The organism is Azospirillum sp. SYSU D00513, assembly GCF_017356015.1.
Classification (GTDB): Bacteria; Pseudomonadota; Alphaproteobacteria; order Azospirillales; family Azospirillaceae; genus Azospirillum.
Map to the genome: position 1 here is coordinate 94,573 of NZ_JAFIQV010000021.1, position 18,448 is coordinate 113,020.

Below are 18,448 nucleotides of genomic sequence, written 5' to 3' on the forward strand. Positions count from 1 at the left end.
CCAGGACTTCTCCACAGGGAATGGCCCGGAGACTTCTGGATCCCCGCTTTCGCGGGGATGACGGTCAAATGATTTTCCGACGGAAACCGGTTGCAGAGCGGCAGGTGTGAACGCGCTAGCGCCCTAAAGGGGAGGGGACGACGGACGTTGCCGCCCGTTCAGCTCTTGTTCGCGCGCTCGAAGTTGCGCAGCACCGTGTTGCCGCGCTGGACGGCCTTGTTCAGCGTTTCCTGGGCGGACTGCTGGCCCTGGAAGGCCTTCTCCAACTCCTCCTGGATGATGTTGCGGATTTCCGGCAGGTTGCCGAGCCGCAGGCCGCGGGTGTTCTCGGTCGTCTCCGACCGGGTCATCTGGAGGTAGGGGATGTCGGCGCCCGGGTTCTTGTCGTAGAAGCCCGCGGCCTTGGCCTCCTCATAGCCGCGCGCGGTGACCGGCAGGTAGCCGGTGTCCATGTGCCACTTGGCGTCGACCGAGGGCTGGCCGAGATACTTGAAGAACTGCGCCACCGCCTTGTACTCGGCGTCGGTGCGCTTGGGCGAGGTCATGGTCCAGAAGGCGGCGCCGCCGATGATGGAGTTCTTCGGCGCGTCCTTCACGTCCGGCCAGTAGGGCAGCATGGCCGCACCCCAGGCGAACTTCGCGTCGCGGGCGACGCGGGCGCGCAGGCCGGAGGAGCCGAAGATCATCGCGCATTCGCCCGAGGGGAAGAGGGCGTCGGCGGTGCTGTCGCGGCCGCCGTACTTGAACAGCCCGTCCTTCTGCATGTCGATCAGCGTCTGCACCTGCCGGACATGCAGCGGGCTGTCGATCTTCAGCTCGGCCTTGGCCGAATCGAAGCCGTTGGATTCGGACGCGAAGGGCAGGTTGTGGGCGGCGCTGAACTGCTCGAACAGAGTCCAGACCGGCCAGGCGGCGGTCAGCGGGCAGGCGCTGCCCGAGGCCTTCAGCTTCTTCGCGGCGTCCAGCAGCTCGGGCCAGGTGGCCGGGGCCTTGTCCGTGTTCAGACCGGCCTTCTGGAAGGCGTCCTTGTTGTAGAACATGATGGCGGTGGAGCTGTTGAAGGGCAGCGCCATCAGCTTGCCGTCCTTGGCCGCGTAATAGCCGCCGACCGACGGAAGGTAGCTGTCGGTGTCGAGCGGCATGCCGGCCTCGGCCATCAGCTCGTGCGCCGGCTTGATCGCCTTGCCCGCCGCCATCATGGTCGCCGTCCCCACCTCGTACATCTGCACGACGTGCGGCGCGTTGCCGGCGCGGAAGGCGGCGATGGCCGCCTGCATCGTCTCCGGATAGCTGCCCTTGTAGCTGGCGTTGACCTGGACCTTGTCCTGCGAGTCGTTGAAGCCCTGGACGACCTGCTCCAGCTGCCCGCCCAGCGGCTGCGACAGCCCGTGCCAGAATTCGATGACGACCTTCTGCTGGGCCTGGGCGGCGCCGGCGGAAAGGGCCGTGACGGCGAGTGCCGCCGCGGAGCCGGCGAGCGCCGATGCGAGCCGGCGGCGGCCGGTCTGGTGACGGGTCAGCATCTGGAGGTTCCCCCTGTTTTCGGTGCCTTCTTGCGGGCACCTGAATGGACCCGGATGCTTACGCTCCGGAGACAGGGGGATGAAGTTTTCGTGTCAGACGATCGCCGGCGCGAGAAAGCGGCTGGAAGAACCCCGCCGGCCGGGAGGACACCCGGCCGGCGGCGCCCGTCAGTTGTAGATTGCGTCCGGCAGCCAGAGCGCCATGCCGGGGAAGACGTAGAGCGTGACGAGGCAGAGAACGACGATGAACAGGAAGGGCATGACGCCCGCGAAGATCTGCTCGATCGTGACGCCGGCCGGGGCCACGCCCTTCAGGTAGAAGGGCGCCATGGCGATGGGTGGCGACAGGAAGGAGGTCTGGAGGTTCAGCGCCACCAGGATGCCGAAGAACAGCGGGTCGATGCCGAAATTGTCCAGCAGAGGCAGGAAGATCGGCACGAAGATGACGATGATCTCCGTCCATTCCAGCGGCCAGCCCAGCACGAAGATGATCGCCTGGGCCAGGATCATGAAGGTGACCGGGCTGAGGTCGAGGCTCATGACGAAATCCTCGATCACTTGCTGCCCGCCGAGATAGCCGAAGACGGAGGAGAAGATGAAGGAGCCCACGAACAGCCAGCAGACCATGGCCGTGGTGCGCGCCGTCAGGAACACCGATTCCTTCAGCTTCTGAACGTTGAGCGCCCGGTAGCAGGCGGCGAGCAGGATGGCGCCGAGCGCGCCGATGGCCGCGGCCTCCGACGGGGTCGCCAGGCCGAACAGGATGGCGCCGAGCACCGCCATGATCAGCCCCGCGAGCGGCAGGAAGGAGCGCGCCAGCTCCAGCAGCACGCGGCCCGGCGTGATGCCGGCCGTCAGCTCGCGCGGCGGTGGCGGCGCCCGTTCCGGACGGAAGAAGCCGACGGCCAGCGCGTAGGTCATGTAGAGCGCGGTCAGCACGAGGCCGGGGATGAAGGCCGCGGCGTAGAGCTTCACCACCGACACGCCGGCCGTGGCGGCATAGAGGATCAGCATCACGGACGGCGGGATCAGGATGCCCAGGCAGCCGCCCGCGCAGACCACGCCGCTCGCCAGCCGCGTGTCGTAGCCGGCGCGCAGCATCGCCGGGAAGGCCAGCAGCCCCATCAGCGTCACGGTGGCGCCGACGATGCCCGTGGCGGTCGCGAACAGCGCGCAGGTGACCAGCGTCGCCAGGGCGAGCGAGGCGGGGACCGAGCCGAAGGCCATCTGGATGGACCGGAACAGCCGGTCCAGGATGTTCGCGCGCTCCACCAGATAGCCCATGAAGACGAAGAGCGGGATGGAGATCAGCACGTCGTTCGACATGACCCCGTAGGTCCGCTGCACGAACAGGCTGAAGATGGCGTCGCCCATCCCGAGATAGCCGAAGCCGAGCCCGAGCGCCATCAGCGTGAAGGCGATGGGGAATCCCAGCACGATCGCGAAGATGAACAGGACGAGCATGAACAGGCCGAGTTGCGGATCGGTCATGGCGCGGTGCTCCCCCCGACGGTCTTGTTTTCGCGGGCCAGGGCCGCCTGGGCGAGCACCACCTGCTCCAGCTCCTCGACGTCATGCAGCCGCCGCGGCCAGTCACCGGTGCGGATGCAGATCACGCAGCGCACGCTCTCCGCCAGCCCCTGCAGGAACAGCAGCAGCCCGGCGATCGGGATCAGCGCCTTGAAGGGCCAGATCGGCGGGCCGTCCGGCGTGAAGGAGGAGTGTTCGTTGAACTGGTAGGAGGGCTTGAAGAAGTTCCAGCCCGAATAGATCAGCGCCGCCATGCAGGCGAAGAAGAACAGGATGTACATGGTCAGATCGACCGAAGCCTGCACGCGCGGCGGCCATTTGCGGTACAGGAAGTCGCCGCGGACATGGCCGTTGCGCGACAGGGTGTAGGCGCCGGCCATCATGAACAGCGCGCCGTAGAGCATGTAGCTGGCGTCGTAAACCCAGAAGGTCGGGGCGCGGAAGACATAGCGCATGAAGACTTCGTAGGAGATGGCGAGCGTCAGCAGAAGGATGCACCAGGCGAAGGTCTTTCCGACCCAGGCGCTGATGCGGTCGATCGACAAGAGAAGCCGCTGCATGCGGTGCGCCTCCGTGAACGCGGAAGGAATGCGGGAGAGGACTGTGGACGGAGGTGGGAGGGGGCACGGACAGCCCTAAGGGGACGGCGCCGAGGGCGCCGTCCCGACACAGGCCAGCCGGCCGTCCGGCCGGAGCGATCGCGCGGATCAGCCGAAGAAATGCTTGAAGGCCTGCTCGCGCGGGACTTCCCATTCCATCTCGAAGCCGACGACCTCCTTGGTCCAGGCCTTCTGGCTGTCCACCACCTTCTTGAAGAAGGGATCGGCCGAGAGCTTGTCCACGACCTTGGTCCAGGCGTCGAGCTGCGCCTGGAGCACGGCCGGCGGCGTCTTCACCGCCTTCACGCCGCGCTCCTTCATGGCCTGAAGGTCCTTCGGGTAGCGCGACATCGCCTTCCACATCATGTCCGCCGAGGCCGCGTCCGCCGCGAACTTAAGGATCTGCTGAAGCTCGGGGCCGAGGTTGTCATACTTGTTCTTGTTGTAGATGACCTCGAAGCACTCGCTGCACTGGTGGTAGCTCTGCACCATGTAGACCTTGCTGACGTCCGGGAAGCCCAGCGTCCGGTCGGAGGAGGGGTTGTTGAACTCCGCCCCGTCCAGCAGCCCGCGGTCCATGGCCGGCACGATGTCGGCGGCACCCATGATCGTGACGGCCGCACCCATCTCCTGGTACATGTCGGCGGCAAGGCCGTTGGTGCGGTACTTCAGGTTCCGCATGTCCTCGGCCGTGGCGATCTCCTTCTTGAACCAGCCCAGCGGCTGGGTCGGCATCGGCGCCATCAGGAAGCCCACGAGGTTCAGCTTGAGGACGTCGCGCACCAGCTCGTCATAGAGCGCCTGCCCCCCGCCGTAGCGGATCCAGCCCAGCATCTGGTTGGCGTTCCAGCCGTAGGCCGGCGGCGTCGCGAAGAGCGAGAAGGCCTTGTGCTTGCCGTACCAGTAGCCGGCAACCCCGTGCCCGCCGTCCAGCGCGCCGGAGATGATCGCGTCCTGGAGTTGGAGCGCGCCGACCACGGCACCCGCCGGCAGCAGGTCCAGCTTCAGCCGCCCGCCCGACAGGTTGTTGACGGTCTTCACATAGTCCTGCGCGAACTCGTGGAAGATGTCGCGGTTCGGCCAGGTGCTCTGGAAGCGCAGGTTCACGGTCTGCGCGCGCGCCACGTTGGGCATGGACACGGCGGCGACGGCGCCACCCGCAGCGGCACCCGCCAGGAAGCTGCGGCGCGAGGCCGCGGGCTTGGACGAGTCGGCATCGGCCGGCGTTCCGGCAACCGTGTTGGTGTCGGCGGTCTCGGTCATGGTTTTCCTCCCCTTGCACGGCGGTGCCGGTTCGTTGCCGGCGCGCCGATCGTTGATCGCTCTTTGTTTGGTGGCTCCGATCCGGGATCGGGCGGTGTGGGGGCGGCAGGGCGCCGCTCGTCGGTCGTCGTCACGTTCGGGAGCGATGGGCATGGCAAAACCGCGCAAGCGCGCCGTCTCCGGTCCGCCGGCCGAGCCCATCCCGTCAGGAGCACCTCCTTCAGCCAGTTTGCTGCGCCTGCAAACTGTCGCATGAGCGAACAACTTCCGCCAGTCTTCAAATCGGCGTAAGAAACACAAAGTTCGAAAAATGCCGGGGATGGGATAGGAAGCTGCGGGGCGGGCGACTCGCGTTTCCCCAGCGGTATGCGAACTGGTATGTCCTCGCCATCGCGCTTGCGTCGGCTGTGGACCTACCGGTGGGCTCCCTGGATCATGCGCCAAGGGAGCGGGTCATGAGCCTCGCAAGGCCGATCCAGAACGACGCGAAACACCAACACGCACTTGCCGAAGTGATACAACTTTGGGCGGCTGAATCAGGCACGCCAGACCATGTTCGGCTGGTGCTCCTTGGTGCTCTCATGGACGCCTATGAGGAAACACTCTGGCCGATCACAGCAGCGTAAGCACCGCCCCTCAGCGGAGTTGCGCGAGGGTTCACAGGACAGCTGCCAGAATAGCGAAGCGAGTGTTTGCGGCAGCGCTCCGGGGAGATGGCGAGACCCCTGGGATCGGCTTGGCCGACATTCCGGCCCAACATGCCGGACCTGGAGGCATCTTCCTCCTGGCGGCGCAATTGCTGCCTTGGAGCTGATTATTAGAGCATCGTTAGGCTGGGTCGCCTGTTCACCATTCGGTTTGGAACGGCAAAACAGGCTCCCATCTATCAAATGACGCAAGCTGGGTCGTTCAGTATGCGATCATGTATATCGCAAACATTTAGCAAAAAGGCCTAAGATTACCTCAAAGTCATCTGTTGCCGCGCGTATAGGTTTTTCACTTTCCGTCCTGCGCGGAGGCGCTGTCCTCCGGAGGATTCTTGATGTCTTTGATTAGAGTAATTATGTTTCCACTATCGTCGCTCTGCAGATCCGGTGCATCGTCGTAAGAGTTCAGCTCCTCCTTACTATTCTTTTCCTTTTTCTTATCTTTTTCGGTCTGTCCGGGCCGCTCATCCACACGAATTTTTATCACATCCCAGATTTGGCGAAGCCGCTTGACATGGAGGTCGTCCCGAATAATTGCAACAATAGCTTCGATATAATCGGACGGGTCAAGCTCCAGCTCGCTTGAGTTTTCTACAACACTTTCGCGTTTTTTACCGGAAGCCCTAAACTTTATTCCTTCAAGGTCCTTCCTGTCTGTAAGAATTTCAGTTAGCTTCCTTTTAAGGAAGTCGTTATCCATGGATTTTTCAAGATCAAATATGGTGCGTATATTATATGACCTTAGCATAGAAGTCTTCTTTGTTCCAACAGCTAATATGAGTTGAGCTTGCGCCACCCAATCAACAACTTCATATAATCCGTAGGGCGTCTCAACGAATAGCTGGATTGGATTTGTTGTTGCAAGATTTTGAACATCCTCGATTTCAAATTCGGAAAGCCGGAATTTCATATAAGAATCTATTCCGAGAATCGTGTCGAGGGGCAGTTCTTCTTGCAGGTCCTTGGTTTCTTTCTTTGTCCTTTTCAGCCTCATCCAGGGGTATCGAGCCATTAGTTTATCGAGCATCAATCGTGGCTCAATTCCTATAAGGAATGCGATCCCAACGGTAAACGTAGAGCCTAGGGCCGGCTCATCAAAAAAAGATGACGCCACGTGCCAGCATGTTACAGCAACAAATATTCCGAATATTATGTGATAGCAGCATCGAAGGAAAGAAAGTGGAGAAAGGTCAAAGTTTGATATCCTCTTGATTAAGTAATTGACTGTCCAACAATATCCTCCAGCAAAAGCATAGGAAACGACACTCAATGTGAAGTAATGGCTCTGGTCGGTCGAGGAAGGATTGTATAACAGAGGCTGCAAGAAAATATTGTTGCTGAAATTCTGACCTGACGCAAACGCCGTCCAGAAGCCGCAGAAGCAGATAAGTGAATAGATTGTGACAGGAAGTAAGTAATATTGGAACGAGTGGGCTTCTGCCGCTCCACTTCTCTCCGGATTAGAATCTGGATCATACTTGTACTTTACCAGTTCGAAAGAAGGTATAATCAAAGATTTACCATCTTTTTGTTTGGCGAAATCAAAAAGGTGCTCTAAGTCCCTTACCAAATCCCTTCTGAAAGCTCTTATGTTATTGCGGCCGATGAATATGGCAGTGGGTACAAGGACGCTGAGCATAAGTATACTGAGTATTTCTATAATTTTCTCTATGCCAATGCTAAATATATCTAAATCTGTCATTTCAATCTCCGAGGTTGAGGGCATAAGGCGACCGCATATGAGCCGGACTGCAAGCTGCTTTATTTGTCCGATAACCTTGCAGGCTGGTCAGAAGGGAAGAATGTGCCCAAGATGAGTGAAGGCTGCTCACCATACAGCTGCATTCTCTTACAGCGTCTCTATTATATTGTCGCAATGATCTCGGCGCCCGCAAGCTAAAAGCGGGAAAGGCGACCTGAATGCTCGTATAAACCGATGCCGGTAATGATATTACAAGTTCGGTGTTAGAAGATTTAACAATAATCTATTGGTGCTGCCTAGAAATTGCGTCTTCGGTTCTCCCATCCGATCCGGAGAATACGGCGAAGTCGGATCATAAACCTGAATGAAAGCAAAGTGCATGGACTCGGAGGGAGATTTACTCCGGCGTTGGAGGCGAGTTGAGGTGCTTGGCAGGACCAAATCGCTGATGTTAACAAGAGGCAGCGCCCGGCAGGAGGCCTGCGCCGGCAAAAAAATTAATTTGAGCGTATAGAATCTGATTGTCGAGACACACGACAAACCTATGGCATTCAACTGCGTAGGTAAGTCGTAGCACGGTCTAAAGTTTAGGGATTTGAAGCAGCTCTGAGGAGATGCCCATCAGGCTGGCAGTTTCCAGACAAAGCAAAGTACCCTGGAATGTCACCTCATGACGGCAGGGTCATGCACCTGATTCGCTCACCGGAACGCGTGCAGGTTCGCCAGGAACTGTTCGGCCGACCGCCGCCAGGAGTAGCGCAGCGCGTGCTCGCGGCAGCGCTCCGGCGGGATGGTCAGCGCCGCGCGGACGGCGCGGCCGAGGTCCTCGTCCAGCACGCCGGCGGACGATCCTTCCAGCACGTCGAGCGGGCCGGGCACCGGGTATGCGGCGACCGGCAGGCCGGACGCCAGCGCCTCCAGCAGCACGAGGCCAAAGGTGTCGCTGCGCGACGGGAAGACGAAGACGTCGGCGGCGGCGTAGTGGCGCGCGAGGTCCTCGCCCTGGCGGGCACCTGCCCAATGGACCTCCGGGTAGCGCCGCTCCAGCTCGGCCCGCGCCGGGCCGTCGCCGACCACCAGCTTGCTGCCGGGCAGGTCGAGCCGCAGGAAATCCTCCAGGTTCTTCTCCACCGCCACCCGCCCGACATACAGCGCGATGGGGCGCGGCAGGTCGAGGAAGCCCTTGTCGCGCGGCCGGAACAGCTCCGTGTCCACCCCGCGCGTCCAGCGCCGCAGGTTGGCGAAGCCGCGCGCCTCCAGGTCGCGCTCGATGGAGGGGGTGGCCACCATCACCGCGGCCGAGGGCCGGTGGAAGCGGCGCACCACCGCGTAGCCGAGTCCCAAGGGCACGGGCGCGCGGTCGCGCACATATTCGGGAAAGCGCGTGTGGTAGGCGGTGGTGAAGGGCTTCTTGCGGGCGAGGCAATAGCGCCGCGCCGCGAAGCCCAGCGGCCCTTCGGTGGAGATGTGGATGCAGTCGGGTTTGATCCCGTCGATCATCCCCGCCAGCCGCCGCCCGGCCCCCAGCGCCAGCCGGATTTCCGGGTATGTGGGCAGCGGCACGGTGCGGAACTGGTCGGGGCCGATCACCTCGACCCGGTGGCCCATGGCCTGCAACTCGCGCTGCACGGTGCCGATGGTGCGCACGACGCCGTTGACCTGCGGGGTCCAGGCGTCGGTGACGATGACGATGGTCACGCCGCCACCTTCTCCGCCTCTCCCACCAGCATCAGCGCCTGGCGCGCCTCGGCCCAGCGGATGATCTCCAGCTCGCCGTTCTCATGCTCGACCAGCGCCGTGCAGGACTCCACCCAGTCGCCGTCGTTCACGTAGAGCACGCCGTTCATGTCGCGCATCTCGGCCGTGTGGATGTGGCCGCAGACGATCCCGTCCACCTTGCGGCGGCGCGCCTCGTCGGTCAGCGCCGTCTCGTACTCGCCGATGAACTCGACGGCCTTCTTGGTCTTGTGCTTCAGGTAGGCCGACAGCGACCAGTAGGTGAAGCCGAGCTTGCGCCGGACCCAGTTCAGCACCGTGTTCATCTGGAGCAGCACGACATAGGCGCTGTCCCCGACGAAGGCCAGCCAGCGGGCGTATTTCACGACCGCGTCGAACTGGTCGCCGTGGATCACCAGCAGCTTGCGTCCGTCGGCGGTGGTGTGGATCGCCTCGTCCTGCACATGCACGCCGCCGAACTGCAGCCCGACATAGTCGCGCGCGGCCTCGTCATGGTTGCCGGGGATGTAATAAACCTGCACGCCCTTGCGCGCCTTGCGCAGGATCTTCTGCACCACGTCGTTGTGCGCCTGCGGCCAGTACCAGGCCTTGCGCAGACGCCAGCCGTCCACGATGTCGCCGACCAGATAGAGATGGTCGGATTCCGTGTGCCTCAGGAAATCCAGCAGCATCTCCGCCTTGCACCCCCGCGTGCCGAGATGCACGTCGGAAATCCAGATGCTGCGGAAGCGCCGAACGCCGCGCGTCGTGTCCATGGCCAGAACCCCATCGCCGTCCCGACACTGCAGGGTGCCGTCAGGGGTTCCTGTATCCCCAAGGAAAGGAGCCGTGCAATGGAACTAATTGTGGCATCGCTTCTTGAGGGGTGATTCGCGTATATCTTCTTTGTGCCGCAATCAATGCTTCACGGTCCTTGCTTCATCTTGTCATGGAACCGCAAGAAACCGGGTGCATCTACCCATTTCGAGACAAGGAAAGAGGGGGCGCCTGCCGGGTCAGACCGGCAGGTCTTCCAGGAATCGGTCGATGTCGCCCCAGACGCGGTCGCGGATCTCGTCGCGCTCCATCAGAAGCTCGTGCTTGCCCTCGGGATAGCTCTTCAGCGTGGCGTTGCCGAGCCGGGCGGCGACCAACCGGTGCGCGGCGGCGCGGACGACGCGGTCGTTGGGGGCGCTGACGATCAGGACGGGGGTCTTCACCCGTTCCAGCGGCGCCTCCCGCTGGAGATGGTCCGAGGCGCGGAGTGCTGCCCGGATCCAGCCGAAGCTGACGCCGCCCACCCGCAGTTCCGGCCTTTTCCGGAAGGCGTCGTGGAAGACGGCGTAGCGGCGCGGGTCCGACGTGATGAAGTTCAGGGTGGTGAAGGTGCCCTGGAACAGCTTGTAGTCGCCCTGGCCCAGCGCGTATTCCGCCGCGCGGCCCCGACCGCAGTACCAGTCGGCGAGGATGACGGCCAGCCGGCGCGGCACCGGACCGGTGAAGAAGTCGAACATCGGCGCCGACAGGACCGCGGCGGCGTAGCGCTCGCCATGCCGCAGCAGGTGCATGACGGCCGGCAGCCCGCCCATGGAATGGGCCAGCAGCACCAGCGGGCCGGCGGCGAGCGGCTCGACGAAGTCCCGGAGGATCTCGTCCAGGTCGTCGGTGAGGATGGAGAAATCCTCGATGTGGTGGACCTGCCGGTTGGCGAGCGGCCGGTCGGACAGGCCCTGGCCGCGCCAGTCGAACCCCGCCACCTGGAAGCCGCGGGCCAGCAGCTCACCCACCGTCTCCTCGTACTTCTCGACGAACTCCGCCCGGCCGGTCAGGACCAGCACGGTCCCGCGCACGCGCTCCCCGGTCGCCCGCCAGAAGGCGGTGCGCAGCCGTGTCCCGTCCCTCAGCGTGAAGGTCCCGAACTCCGGTTCCGGACAGGGGGACGCCGCCGCCCAGTCCGTCTTTCTCTGCACCGCCCTCACGCCGTCACCAACCGTCCAATTCGCCACCGCTCAGAAACAGGATAGGGGGCGGGGCGGTCCATCGGAAGCGCCGAAAAGCCGGACCGGCCCTGCACGCCCCACCTGCGCCCGCCCTGTGCCCGGCGGCGTTACAGGCCCGTCTTCCGGCCGGACTCCGGTGCGATGAACGGCTTTCTCTCCGAACCGGCCTGCCAACCCGGCAGGTATTTCGCTTTCTTCGCATCGACGCTCCGCATGTGCGTGCGCGCCCAGTCATGCGAGGCGGGCGTGTTTTCCACCCACGCGGTGGTCCTCAGATCATCCTTGAGGTTCGGCGACGACGCGGGGACGGGTTCCAGCGCGAAACGCGATTTCCAGGTCCCAAGACGTGGCGAGACGCGGGCGAAGTAGGTGTGTCCGGCGGTGAAATCCGCGTCCAGGAAATCGGCCGACTCACCGATGACCATCAGGCGGCGCTTGCCGGCCGGCGCCTCGTAGGCGAGCTTCCTGCCCGCAGAGACGATGCCGATGAACTCGGACTGTCCCGTCGTGATGTCGAAGACCGACGACTGGATCGCGGCTTCGGCCATGGACGGGCGCATAATCACGAGCGTCGCCTTGTTCTCGGCGGGCCTGGTCATGGCGACGGGCTCCGCGGCGTCCCGCATGTGCCGGCTCCCGCAGGCGCTGAGCATCAGCAGGGCGCCCAGCGCCAGGACGGTGGCGCGCGACTTCTTTTCGAACATGGCTTTCCTCGAGGGCGGGACTAATGCCGGAGGATACCGGCATCAAACCATGGGTTGAAGAGGAAAACGCATGAACATTGCGCGGTGGTGGCCGGGCGCGGCGGAAAGACGGCGGCCATGACGGCCGGAACGCCGTCATGGCCCATGCCCGTCATTCGGCGGCGGCCCTCACCCGCCCGGTGGCGGGCTCCGGCGGCCGGTCGGGGATGACGCGTTCCAGCGCTTGGGCGATCGTCGCCGTGAAGGGCAGGAAGAGCAGCGTGCCCAGCACGTTGAAGGCGACATGCGCGTTGGCGATCTGGCGCGGCACGCCGTCGGCGGTGCCGGCTGCCCAGCCGGTGAGTTGGTGGACGAAGAGCAGGCCGAGCGCCACCGTGGCGATGTTGAAGAGCAGGTGGAACAGCCCCGCCCGCACCGCCGGGCGGGAGCGGCCGATTGTGGCGATCAGCGTGTCGGCGCAGGTGCCGATCTCCGCCCCCAGCATCATGGCGACGCCCGCCGGCAGACTGATCAACCCCTGGCTGGCGAGCGCTATGACGATCCCCATGGTGGCGCTGGAGGACTGGATGACCAGCGTCGCCACGCAGCCGGCCAGCGCCCCCAGCAGGGGCGTTTCCATGCGCTCCATCCAGCGCAGGAGGCCGGGATGGTCCTCCAGCGGCTTCACGCTGTCGCCGATCACCGACAGGCCGAAGAAGATCAGCCCCAGCCCGAACAGGATCAGCCCTGCCTTGCGCCAGACCTCCGCCTTGGGAAGGATCGAGGTCACGAGCCCGACGATCATCGCCACCGGCGCGTAGTCCTCGACGTTGAGGGCGTAGATCTGGCTGGAGAGGGTCGTGCCGATGTTGCTGCCCATGATGACCGGAATCACGTGGGCGAAGCTCAGCAGCCCGGCGTTCACGGTCGCGATCAGGATGATGATGGTGACGGAGGAGCTGTCCAGGATGAAGGTCGCCGCCGTTCCCGTCGCCACGCCGGCGACGCGGTTGCGCGCGGCCCCTTCGAGGACGCGGCGCATGCGGTCGCCGGCCACCTCGCGCAGGCATTGCGACAGAAGCGTGACGCCGTAGAGGAACAGCGACAGCCCGGCGGAGAACTGGATGGCGACCGACACCCAGTCGATCTCCGCCGCGCCGGCGTCCGCCGGCTCCTGCGCGGGCAGGGGACTCGCGGCGAGGAGCAGGGCGAGCGGCGCGAGGCCGGCCAGCAGAAACCCGGGTCGCCCTGCCGGAAAAGGTTTGGCGGCTTTGCTTCCGAAGTATTTCAGTTTCATGAAAGAAATAATGCGGGCAAACATGGCGGATCTCCGTGTTGTTGCCGCAGGCATGAACAACGTGAGCTGCTGATCGTTTCTTTGCTTTTATTGTCAAGCGCGAGTATTGATGGCGCACTGTGCGGGGGTTCCGGCCGCAACGCCGCCGGTACCGCCCCTCAAAGCCGAAACCATGCCGGGCACCGGCCATCGCGGGAGAGGGTTGCGTCCGCCGCCCCTCGCCGCTACCGGCGGCGCGGCTTATCTAAGTTGCCTGTCTTAGATGCCCGGTCCCTTGCGAGAGGGGCCTTTTCGTTCGCGACGCCAGACCGGAGCCGGCGCCGGCGCGCCGGAGAGTTCACATGCCCGTTCAAGACCGCCGGCGGGCGGACGCGATCCGCACCGTCCTCGCCTTCACCTTCGGCCATTGGCGCCGCCAGCCCCGGCTGGTCGCGGCGGTGGCGCTCGCCATGGCGGGATCGACCTTCGCCGACGTGCTGATGCCGCTCTTCGCCGGGCGGCTGGTCGATGCGCTGGCAAGCGGGGTGGATCGGGCCGAGGCGCGCGAGGCCGCCCTCTACGCCTTCGGCGCCATGGCGGGGCTGGGCGCCCTGATGGTCGTGCTGCGCCACCTCGCATGGAGCGGCATCATCCCGCTCACCCTGCGCATCATGTCCGACGTGGCGCAGGACGCCTTCCACCGGGTCCAGCGCTTCTCGACGGACTGGCACGCCAACAGCTTCGCCGGCTCGGTCGTGCGCAAGGTGACGCGCGGCATGTGGGCGCTCGACACGCTGGACGACACGCTGCTGCTGGCGCTCTGGCCGTCGATGGTGGTGCTGGTCGGAACCATGGTGATGCTGGCGCTGCACTGGCCGGTCATGGGGCTGGTGATCGCGCTGGGCACGGCCGCCTATGTCGGCATGACGGTGTTCCTGTCCACCAATTACATCGCCCCGGCGGCGCGGCTGGCGAACGCCTGGGACACGCGGCTGGGCGGGGTGCTGGCCGACGCCATCGGCGCCAACGCGGTGGTGAAGGCCTTCGGCGCCGAGGGGCGGGAGGACGAGCGCTTCGCCCGCGTGGTGACGAAATGGCGCAGCCGCACCTGGCTGACCTGGACCCGCCACACCCGCAGCGGCAGCGGCCAGCTGGCGCTTCTCATGCTGGTGCGCACGGCGGTGGTGGGGACCGCGCTCTGGCTCTGGTGGCGCGGGCAGGCGACGCCCGGCGACGTGACCTACGTGCTGACCACCTACTTCGTCGTGCACGGCTACCTGCGCGACATCGGCATGCACATCAACAACCTCCAGCGCTCGGTCAACGAGATGGAGGAGCTGGTGGCGATGCACGCGGAGCCGCTGGGCGTCGCCGACCGGCCGGGCGCCCGCCCGATCCGCGTCCCGGCCGGCGAGCTGCGCTTCGACGACGTCACCTTCCATTACGGCGGCCACGACACGCCGCTCTACCGGGACCTGTCCGTCACCATCCGCGCGGGGGAGCGGGTGGGGCTGGTCGGCCCGTCGGGGTCGGGCAAGACCACCTTCGTGAAGCTGATCCAGCGGCTCTACGACGTGACCGGCGGGCGCATCCTGATCGACGGGCAGGACGTGGCGCAGGCGACGCAAAGCTCGCTGCGCTCCCAGATCGCCATCGTCCAGCAGGAGCCGATCCTGTTCCACCGCTCGCTGGCCGAGAACATCGCCTACGCCCGGCCCGGCGCCGCGATGGAGGAGATCGAGCGCGCCGCCCGGCTCGCCAACGCGCACGACTTCATCGCCCGCCTGCCCAAGGGCTACGGCACGCTGGTCGGGGAGCGCGGCGTGAAGCTATCCGGCGGCGAGCGCCAGCGCGTGGCGCTCGCCCGCGCCTTCCTGGCCGACGCCCCGATCCTGATCCTGGACGAGGCGACCTCCAGCCTGGATTCGGAATCGGAAGCACTGATCCAGCAGGCGATGGAGCGGCTGATGCAGGGCCGCACCGCCATCATCATCGCCCACCGCCTGTCCACCGTCCGCACGCTGGACCGCATCCTGGTCTTCAACCGCGGCCGCATCGTGGAGGAGGGCAGCCACACGGCCCTGCTGCACCGCCCCGGCGGCCTCTACCGCCGCCTGTTCGAGCAGCAGTCCGGCGACGCGCCAGCCGCCCAGCCGGACCGGGCGCCTAGGGGAGTGCCCAGGGAGATGCGCGGGTAGGGTGCCGGCTTACCCCCGCGCCGCCGCCGGGGGCTGTTCCGGACGGTGGCCGGAGCGGTGCCAGGCGATGGGGAAACGCCGCGCCGTCCGTCCGGCCTTCGGGCCGGCGGGCGGCAGGCCGGCGGGCAGGATCAGGACGGCGCGCAGGCCGCCCTCCGCCCGGTTCTCCAGCAGGATGTCGCCGCCATGGCCGCGCGCGATGGAGCGGGCGATGGACAGGCCCAGCCCGACGCCGCCGGTGCGGCGGTTGCGCGAGGCCTCCAGCCGCACGAAGGGTTCGAAGACCCGCTCCATCTCCGGGCCGGCGATGCCCGGCCCGTCATCCTCCACGGTCACGCGCAGCTCGTTCCCGGCCTCGGCCACCGTCACCCGCGCGACCCCGCCATAGGCAACGGCGTTCTCCACGAGGTTCCGGATCACGCGGCGCAGGGCGGCCGGTCGGCAGACGATGGGCAGCTTGCGCACGCCCTCGAAGCTCACCGGCGCGCCTAGGTCGGCCATGTCGTCGCACAGGCTCTCCACCAGCGAGACGAGGTCGGCGGGGCGCGATTCCTCCCCGGCCTCCTCGCGGGCGAAGGCGAGCATGGCTTCGGCCGTCTGGCGCAGTTCCTCCACATTGTGCAGCATGCGCGCCTTGGTCTCCCCCTCCTCCAGCATCTCCACGCGCAGGCGCAGGTTGGTGATGGGGGTGCGCAGGTCGTGGCTGACGGCGGCCAGCATGCGCGTGCGGTCGTCCACGAAGCGGCGCAGCCGGTTGCCCATGGCGTTGAAGGCCGCCGCCGCCCGGCGCACCTCCGTCGGTCCCTTGCCCTCGTCCAGCTCGACCGCCTCGCCGCGACCCAGCCGCTCCGCCGCCTCGCCGATCTCGCGCAGGGGGCGCGCGATGCGGCGCGAGATGAAGAGCGCCACCAGCGCCACCATCGCCGCCGCCGCCAGGGTGGAGGAGAGCATCGCGCCGTTCATCGACGACGGCCCCACGACTTGGTAGGTCGCGGCGTTCAGCCAGCGGCCGTTGGGAAGCTGCACCGACACCTTCAGCTTCACGTCCTCGGTGCCGTCCGGCTCCGCCATGTCGGCACCGTTGGGGCGGATGATCTTCACCCGCACCTCGCGCGCGCCGTCCCCGACCAGCGCCTTCAGCCGCTCGCCCGCCTCCACGTCCCCGAGCCGCGCCATGGCCGGGATGGCGGGTTCCTCGCCCCACCAGAAGCGGAACTTCAGGCTGCTGACGGCGTCGATGGCGTCCTTGTGCAGGTCCTCCGGCGCCACGCTCATCAGCCGGACCGTGGCGGCGATCCGGCCGAGGGAATCGTCCACATGCATCCGCTGCACGGCGAAGGCGCGCTCGTCCTGGTAGGCGTACCAGCTCCCGGCCTTGGCCAGGAAGACGGCGGCGGCGAGCAGCAGGACCATCTGCGCCCACAGGGTCCGCGGCGCCAGCCGGCGGAGGAGCCCGGTCACGGCAGCTCCCTCACGGTCGCGGCGAAGCAGTAGCCGCCGCCCCACACCGTCTTGATCATGGCGGGGTTGCGCGGGTCGGCCTCCACCTTGCGGCGCAGCCGGCTCACCTGGTTGTCGATGCTGCGGTCGAACACGTCGGCCGTCCGCCCCTTGGTGAGGTCGAGCAGCTGGTCGCGCGACAGCACCATGCCCGGATGGCGCACGAAGGCCTCCAGCAGCAGGAACTCCGACGTGCTGAGCGAGACGGCGACCCCGTCCGCCCCGGTCAGCTCCCGCCGACCGAGGTCGAGCTGCCAGCCGTCGAACGCCACCCGCGCGCTCTCGCCGCGCCGCCGGGCGTAATCCACGGGCAGGCTGCGGCTGCGGCGCAGCACCGCCTTGACGCGGGCCAGCAGTTCGCGCGGCTCGAACGGCTTCGCGACATAGTCGTCGGCCCCCATCTCCAGCCCGACCACCCGGTCCGTCGGCTCGCCCAGCGCGGTCAGGAAGATGACGGGAAGGTCCGTGGTCTCGCGCAGGTGCCGGCAGAGGCTGAGCCCGTCCTCCCCCGGCATCATGATGTCCAGAACCACGAGGTCGAGCGCCGCCGTCTTCAGCACGCGGCGCGCCGCGGCGGCGTCCTCCGCGGCCGTCACCCGCAGCCCGTGGCGGTCGAGGTAGCGGGACAGCGTCTCGCGGATGTCGCGGTGGTCGTCCACCAGCAGCAGATGGGCGGGGGTGTCTTCGGCGATCAGCGGCATGGGACGGAGTCCATCAGGTCGGGTCCATCGGTTCGGCCCTTCTCACCCCGAAGGTGCCATGGACCGCCAAGTCTCCAAAGCCCGAAATTGTATAAATCCATGTCAGCCGCCGGCCCCGCGACAGGCGGATACAGGCCACGACAGGCCGATACAAAACACCGGCCCCGCCGACACACCCTTGCGACAAATCAGGCCCAGAACTTTGTCCGTCGGCGGCCTCTTCCGTCAGCCGATGCCCGGCCGGACCATGGGTGCCTCCCCCGCGAAGACTCCGGCCGGGCACCCCCTTCACATTTCAAGGACAGGAGTTTCCCATGACCACCCGCCGCATCGCCGCCCTCGCCATCGCCGCCGCCACGCTGACCGCCACCGCCCTGGCGTCAGGCCCCAGCCTCGCCGCCGGCTTCGACACCCAGCTCGGCGAGGCCCAGGCCGCCAGCCTGGCCCAGCCGGAACGCGAGATCCGCGACACCATCGCCACCCACCTCAGCACCGCCGAATCCCTCCAGGCCCAGGGCCGCGAGGCCGAGGCGCAGCCCTACCTGAACCTCGCCCGCGGCCTGCTGGGCCTGCCGGTCGAGCAGAGCGTGCCCTTCCGGACACAGACCGCCGAGCGCCCCACGGGCGGGCTTCAGGCGGAGCGGAACTGACGGGGGCGTGCCGCGATCGGTTCCCACAAGCGGAATAGTGGGCCGCGTAGAAGCCAAGCTGATCAGATGTCCTGCCGGTCCACGATTCAATGCGATGTCATGGTCAGGATCAGGCCACACAGGAGAAGAAGCAAGAGTGATCGTTCCACTGATTGGCCGGCGGCATCGAAATTAGCCAGAAACTTGGGAAATACCGCTGGGTCGTCAAACGCACGCTCGCGTGATTCGCGTGATTCGCGTGGTCGCAGGGGCGCTGTCCGCTACGAGCGTCGCGCTAACATCCTCAGGGCATTTTTCATCGCGAACGGTCCTAGGCTCCAGACTCAATCAGAGCCAGTACGCTACAATGGTTGCAATGGTTATGGCTGACACATAGTTTCTGGCGAGCTTGTCATAGCGT

General features: G+C 65.6%; 14 protein-coding genes. 2 read left to right on the forward strand and 12 right to left on the reverse strand.

The genetic code is table 11. From position 1 onward, the window contains the following. Window positions 1-158 precede the first annotated feature (158 nt). The 10 genes from ugpB to JUB11_RS16880 all read right to left on the reverse strand — a co-directional run bounded on the left by ugpB (window position 159) and on the right by JUB11_RS16880 (window position 13,020). Window positions 159-1,523, reverse strand: a complete 1,365-nt coding sequence (gene ugpB, locus JUB11_RS16835; RefSeq protein ID WP_207459726.1) for a sn-glycerol-3-phosphate ABC transporter substrate-binding protein UgpB — start codon at window positions 1,521-1,523, stop codon at window positions 159-161. Window positions 1,524-1,691: 168 nt separating this feature from the next. Continuing rightward, the gene (locus tag JUB11_RS16840) at window positions 1,692-3,014 is read right to left on the reverse strand and encodes a TRAP transporter large permease subunit (RefSeq protein WP_207459727.1); all 1,323 of its coding nucleotides are present in this window, start codon (window positions 3,012-3,014) and stop codon (window positions 1,692-1,694) included. Continuing rightward, the gene (locus JUB11_RS16845; protein ID WP_207459728.1) at window positions 3,011-3,613 is read right to left on the reverse strand and encodes a TRAP transporter small permease subunit; all 603 of its coding nucleotides are present in this window, start codon (window positions 3,611-3,613) and stop codon (window positions 3,011-3,013) included. The genes JUB11_RS16840 and JUB11_RS16845 overlap by 4 nt, the downstream gene beginning before the upstream one ends. A gap of 147 nt (window positions 3,614-3,760) precedes the next feature. Further along, the gene (locus JUB11_RS16850; protein WP_207459729.1) at window positions 3,761-4,915 is read right to left on the reverse strand and encodes a TRAP transporter substrate-binding protein; all 1,155 of its coding nucleotides are present in this window, start codon (window positions 4,913-4,915) and stop codon (window positions 3,761-3,763) included. 996 nt (window positions 4,916-5,911) lie between these two features. Further along, entirely contained in the window at window positions 5,912-7,324 is a 1,413-nt protein-coding gene (locus JUB11_RS16855; protein WP_207459730.1) for a hypothetical protein, read from the reverse strand. A gap of 699 nt (window positions 7,325-8,023) precedes the next feature. Next, complete coding sequence (locus JUB11_RS16860) at window positions 8,024-9,022, reverse strand: glycosyltransferase (protein ID WP_207459731.1); 999 nt, start codon at window positions 9,020-9,022, stop codon at window positions 8,024-8,026. Then, on the reverse strand, window positions 9,019-9,816 hold the full coding sequence (locus tag JUB11_RS16865; protein WP_207459732.1) for a UDP-2,3-diacylglucosamine diphosphatase: 798 nt from the start codon (window positions 9,814-9,816) through the stop codon (window positions 9,019-9,021). Before JUB11_RS16865 ends, JUB11_RS16860 begins: the two co-directional genes overlap by 4 nt. A gap of 240 nt (window positions 9,817-10,056) precedes the next feature. Beyond that, window positions 10,057-11,010 (reverse strand): alpha/beta fold hydrolase, encoded by a 954-nt coding sequence (locus tag JUB11_RS16870; protein ID WP_207459733.1) that lies wholly within the window; start codon window positions 11,008-11,010, stop codon window positions 10,057-10,059. A gap of 137 nt (window positions 11,011-11,147) precedes the next feature. Further along, the gene (locus JUB11_RS16875; RefSeq protein WP_207459734.1) at window positions 11,148-11,744 is read right to left on the reverse strand and encodes a hypothetical protein; all 597 of its coding nucleotides are present in this window, start codon (window positions 11,742-11,744) and stop codon (window positions 11,148-11,150) included. Between the two features lie 151 nt (window positions 11,745-11,895). Further along, complete coding sequence (locus tag JUB11_RS16880; protein WP_207459735.1) at window positions 11,896-13,020, reverse strand: Na/Pi symporter; 1,125 nt, start codon at window positions 13,018-13,020, stop codon at window positions 11,896-11,898. 341 nt (window positions 13,021-13,361) lie between these two features. Here JUB11_RS16880 and JUB11_RS16885 point away from each other — a divergent pair, with 341 nt between their 5' ends. Continuing rightward, window positions 13,362-15,197, forward strand: a complete 1,836-nt coding sequence (locus JUB11_RS16885; RefSeq protein ID WP_207459736.1) for an ABC transporter ATP-binding protein — start codon at window positions 13,362-13,364, stop codon at window positions 15,195-15,197. Between the two features lie 9 nt (window positions 15,198-15,206). Here JUB11_RS16885 and JUB11_RS33380 read toward each other — a convergent pair whose 3' ends face one another. Further along, a complete protein-coding gene (locus JUB11_RS33380) occupies window positions 15,207-16,658 on the reverse strand; it encodes an ATP-binding protein (RefSeq protein ID WP_207459737.1) in 1,452 nt (483 codons plus the stop codon). Next, a complete protein-coding gene (locus tag JUB11_RS16895; protein ID WP_207459738.1) occupies window positions 16,655-17,398 on the reverse strand; it encodes a response regulator in 744 nt (247 codons plus the stop codon). The genes JUB11_RS33380 and JUB11_RS16895 overlap by 4 nt, the downstream gene beginning before the upstream one ends. 314 nt (window positions 17,399-17,712) lie before the next feature. On the opposite strand from JUB11_RS16895, the gene JUB11_RS16900 reads away from it, so the two are divergent. Continuing rightward, entirely contained in the window at window positions 17,713-18,048 is a 336-nt protein-coding gene (locus tag JUB11_RS16900; RefSeq protein WP_207459739.1) for a hypothetical protein, read from the forward strand. Window positions 18,049-18,448 lie beyond the last annotated feature (400 nt).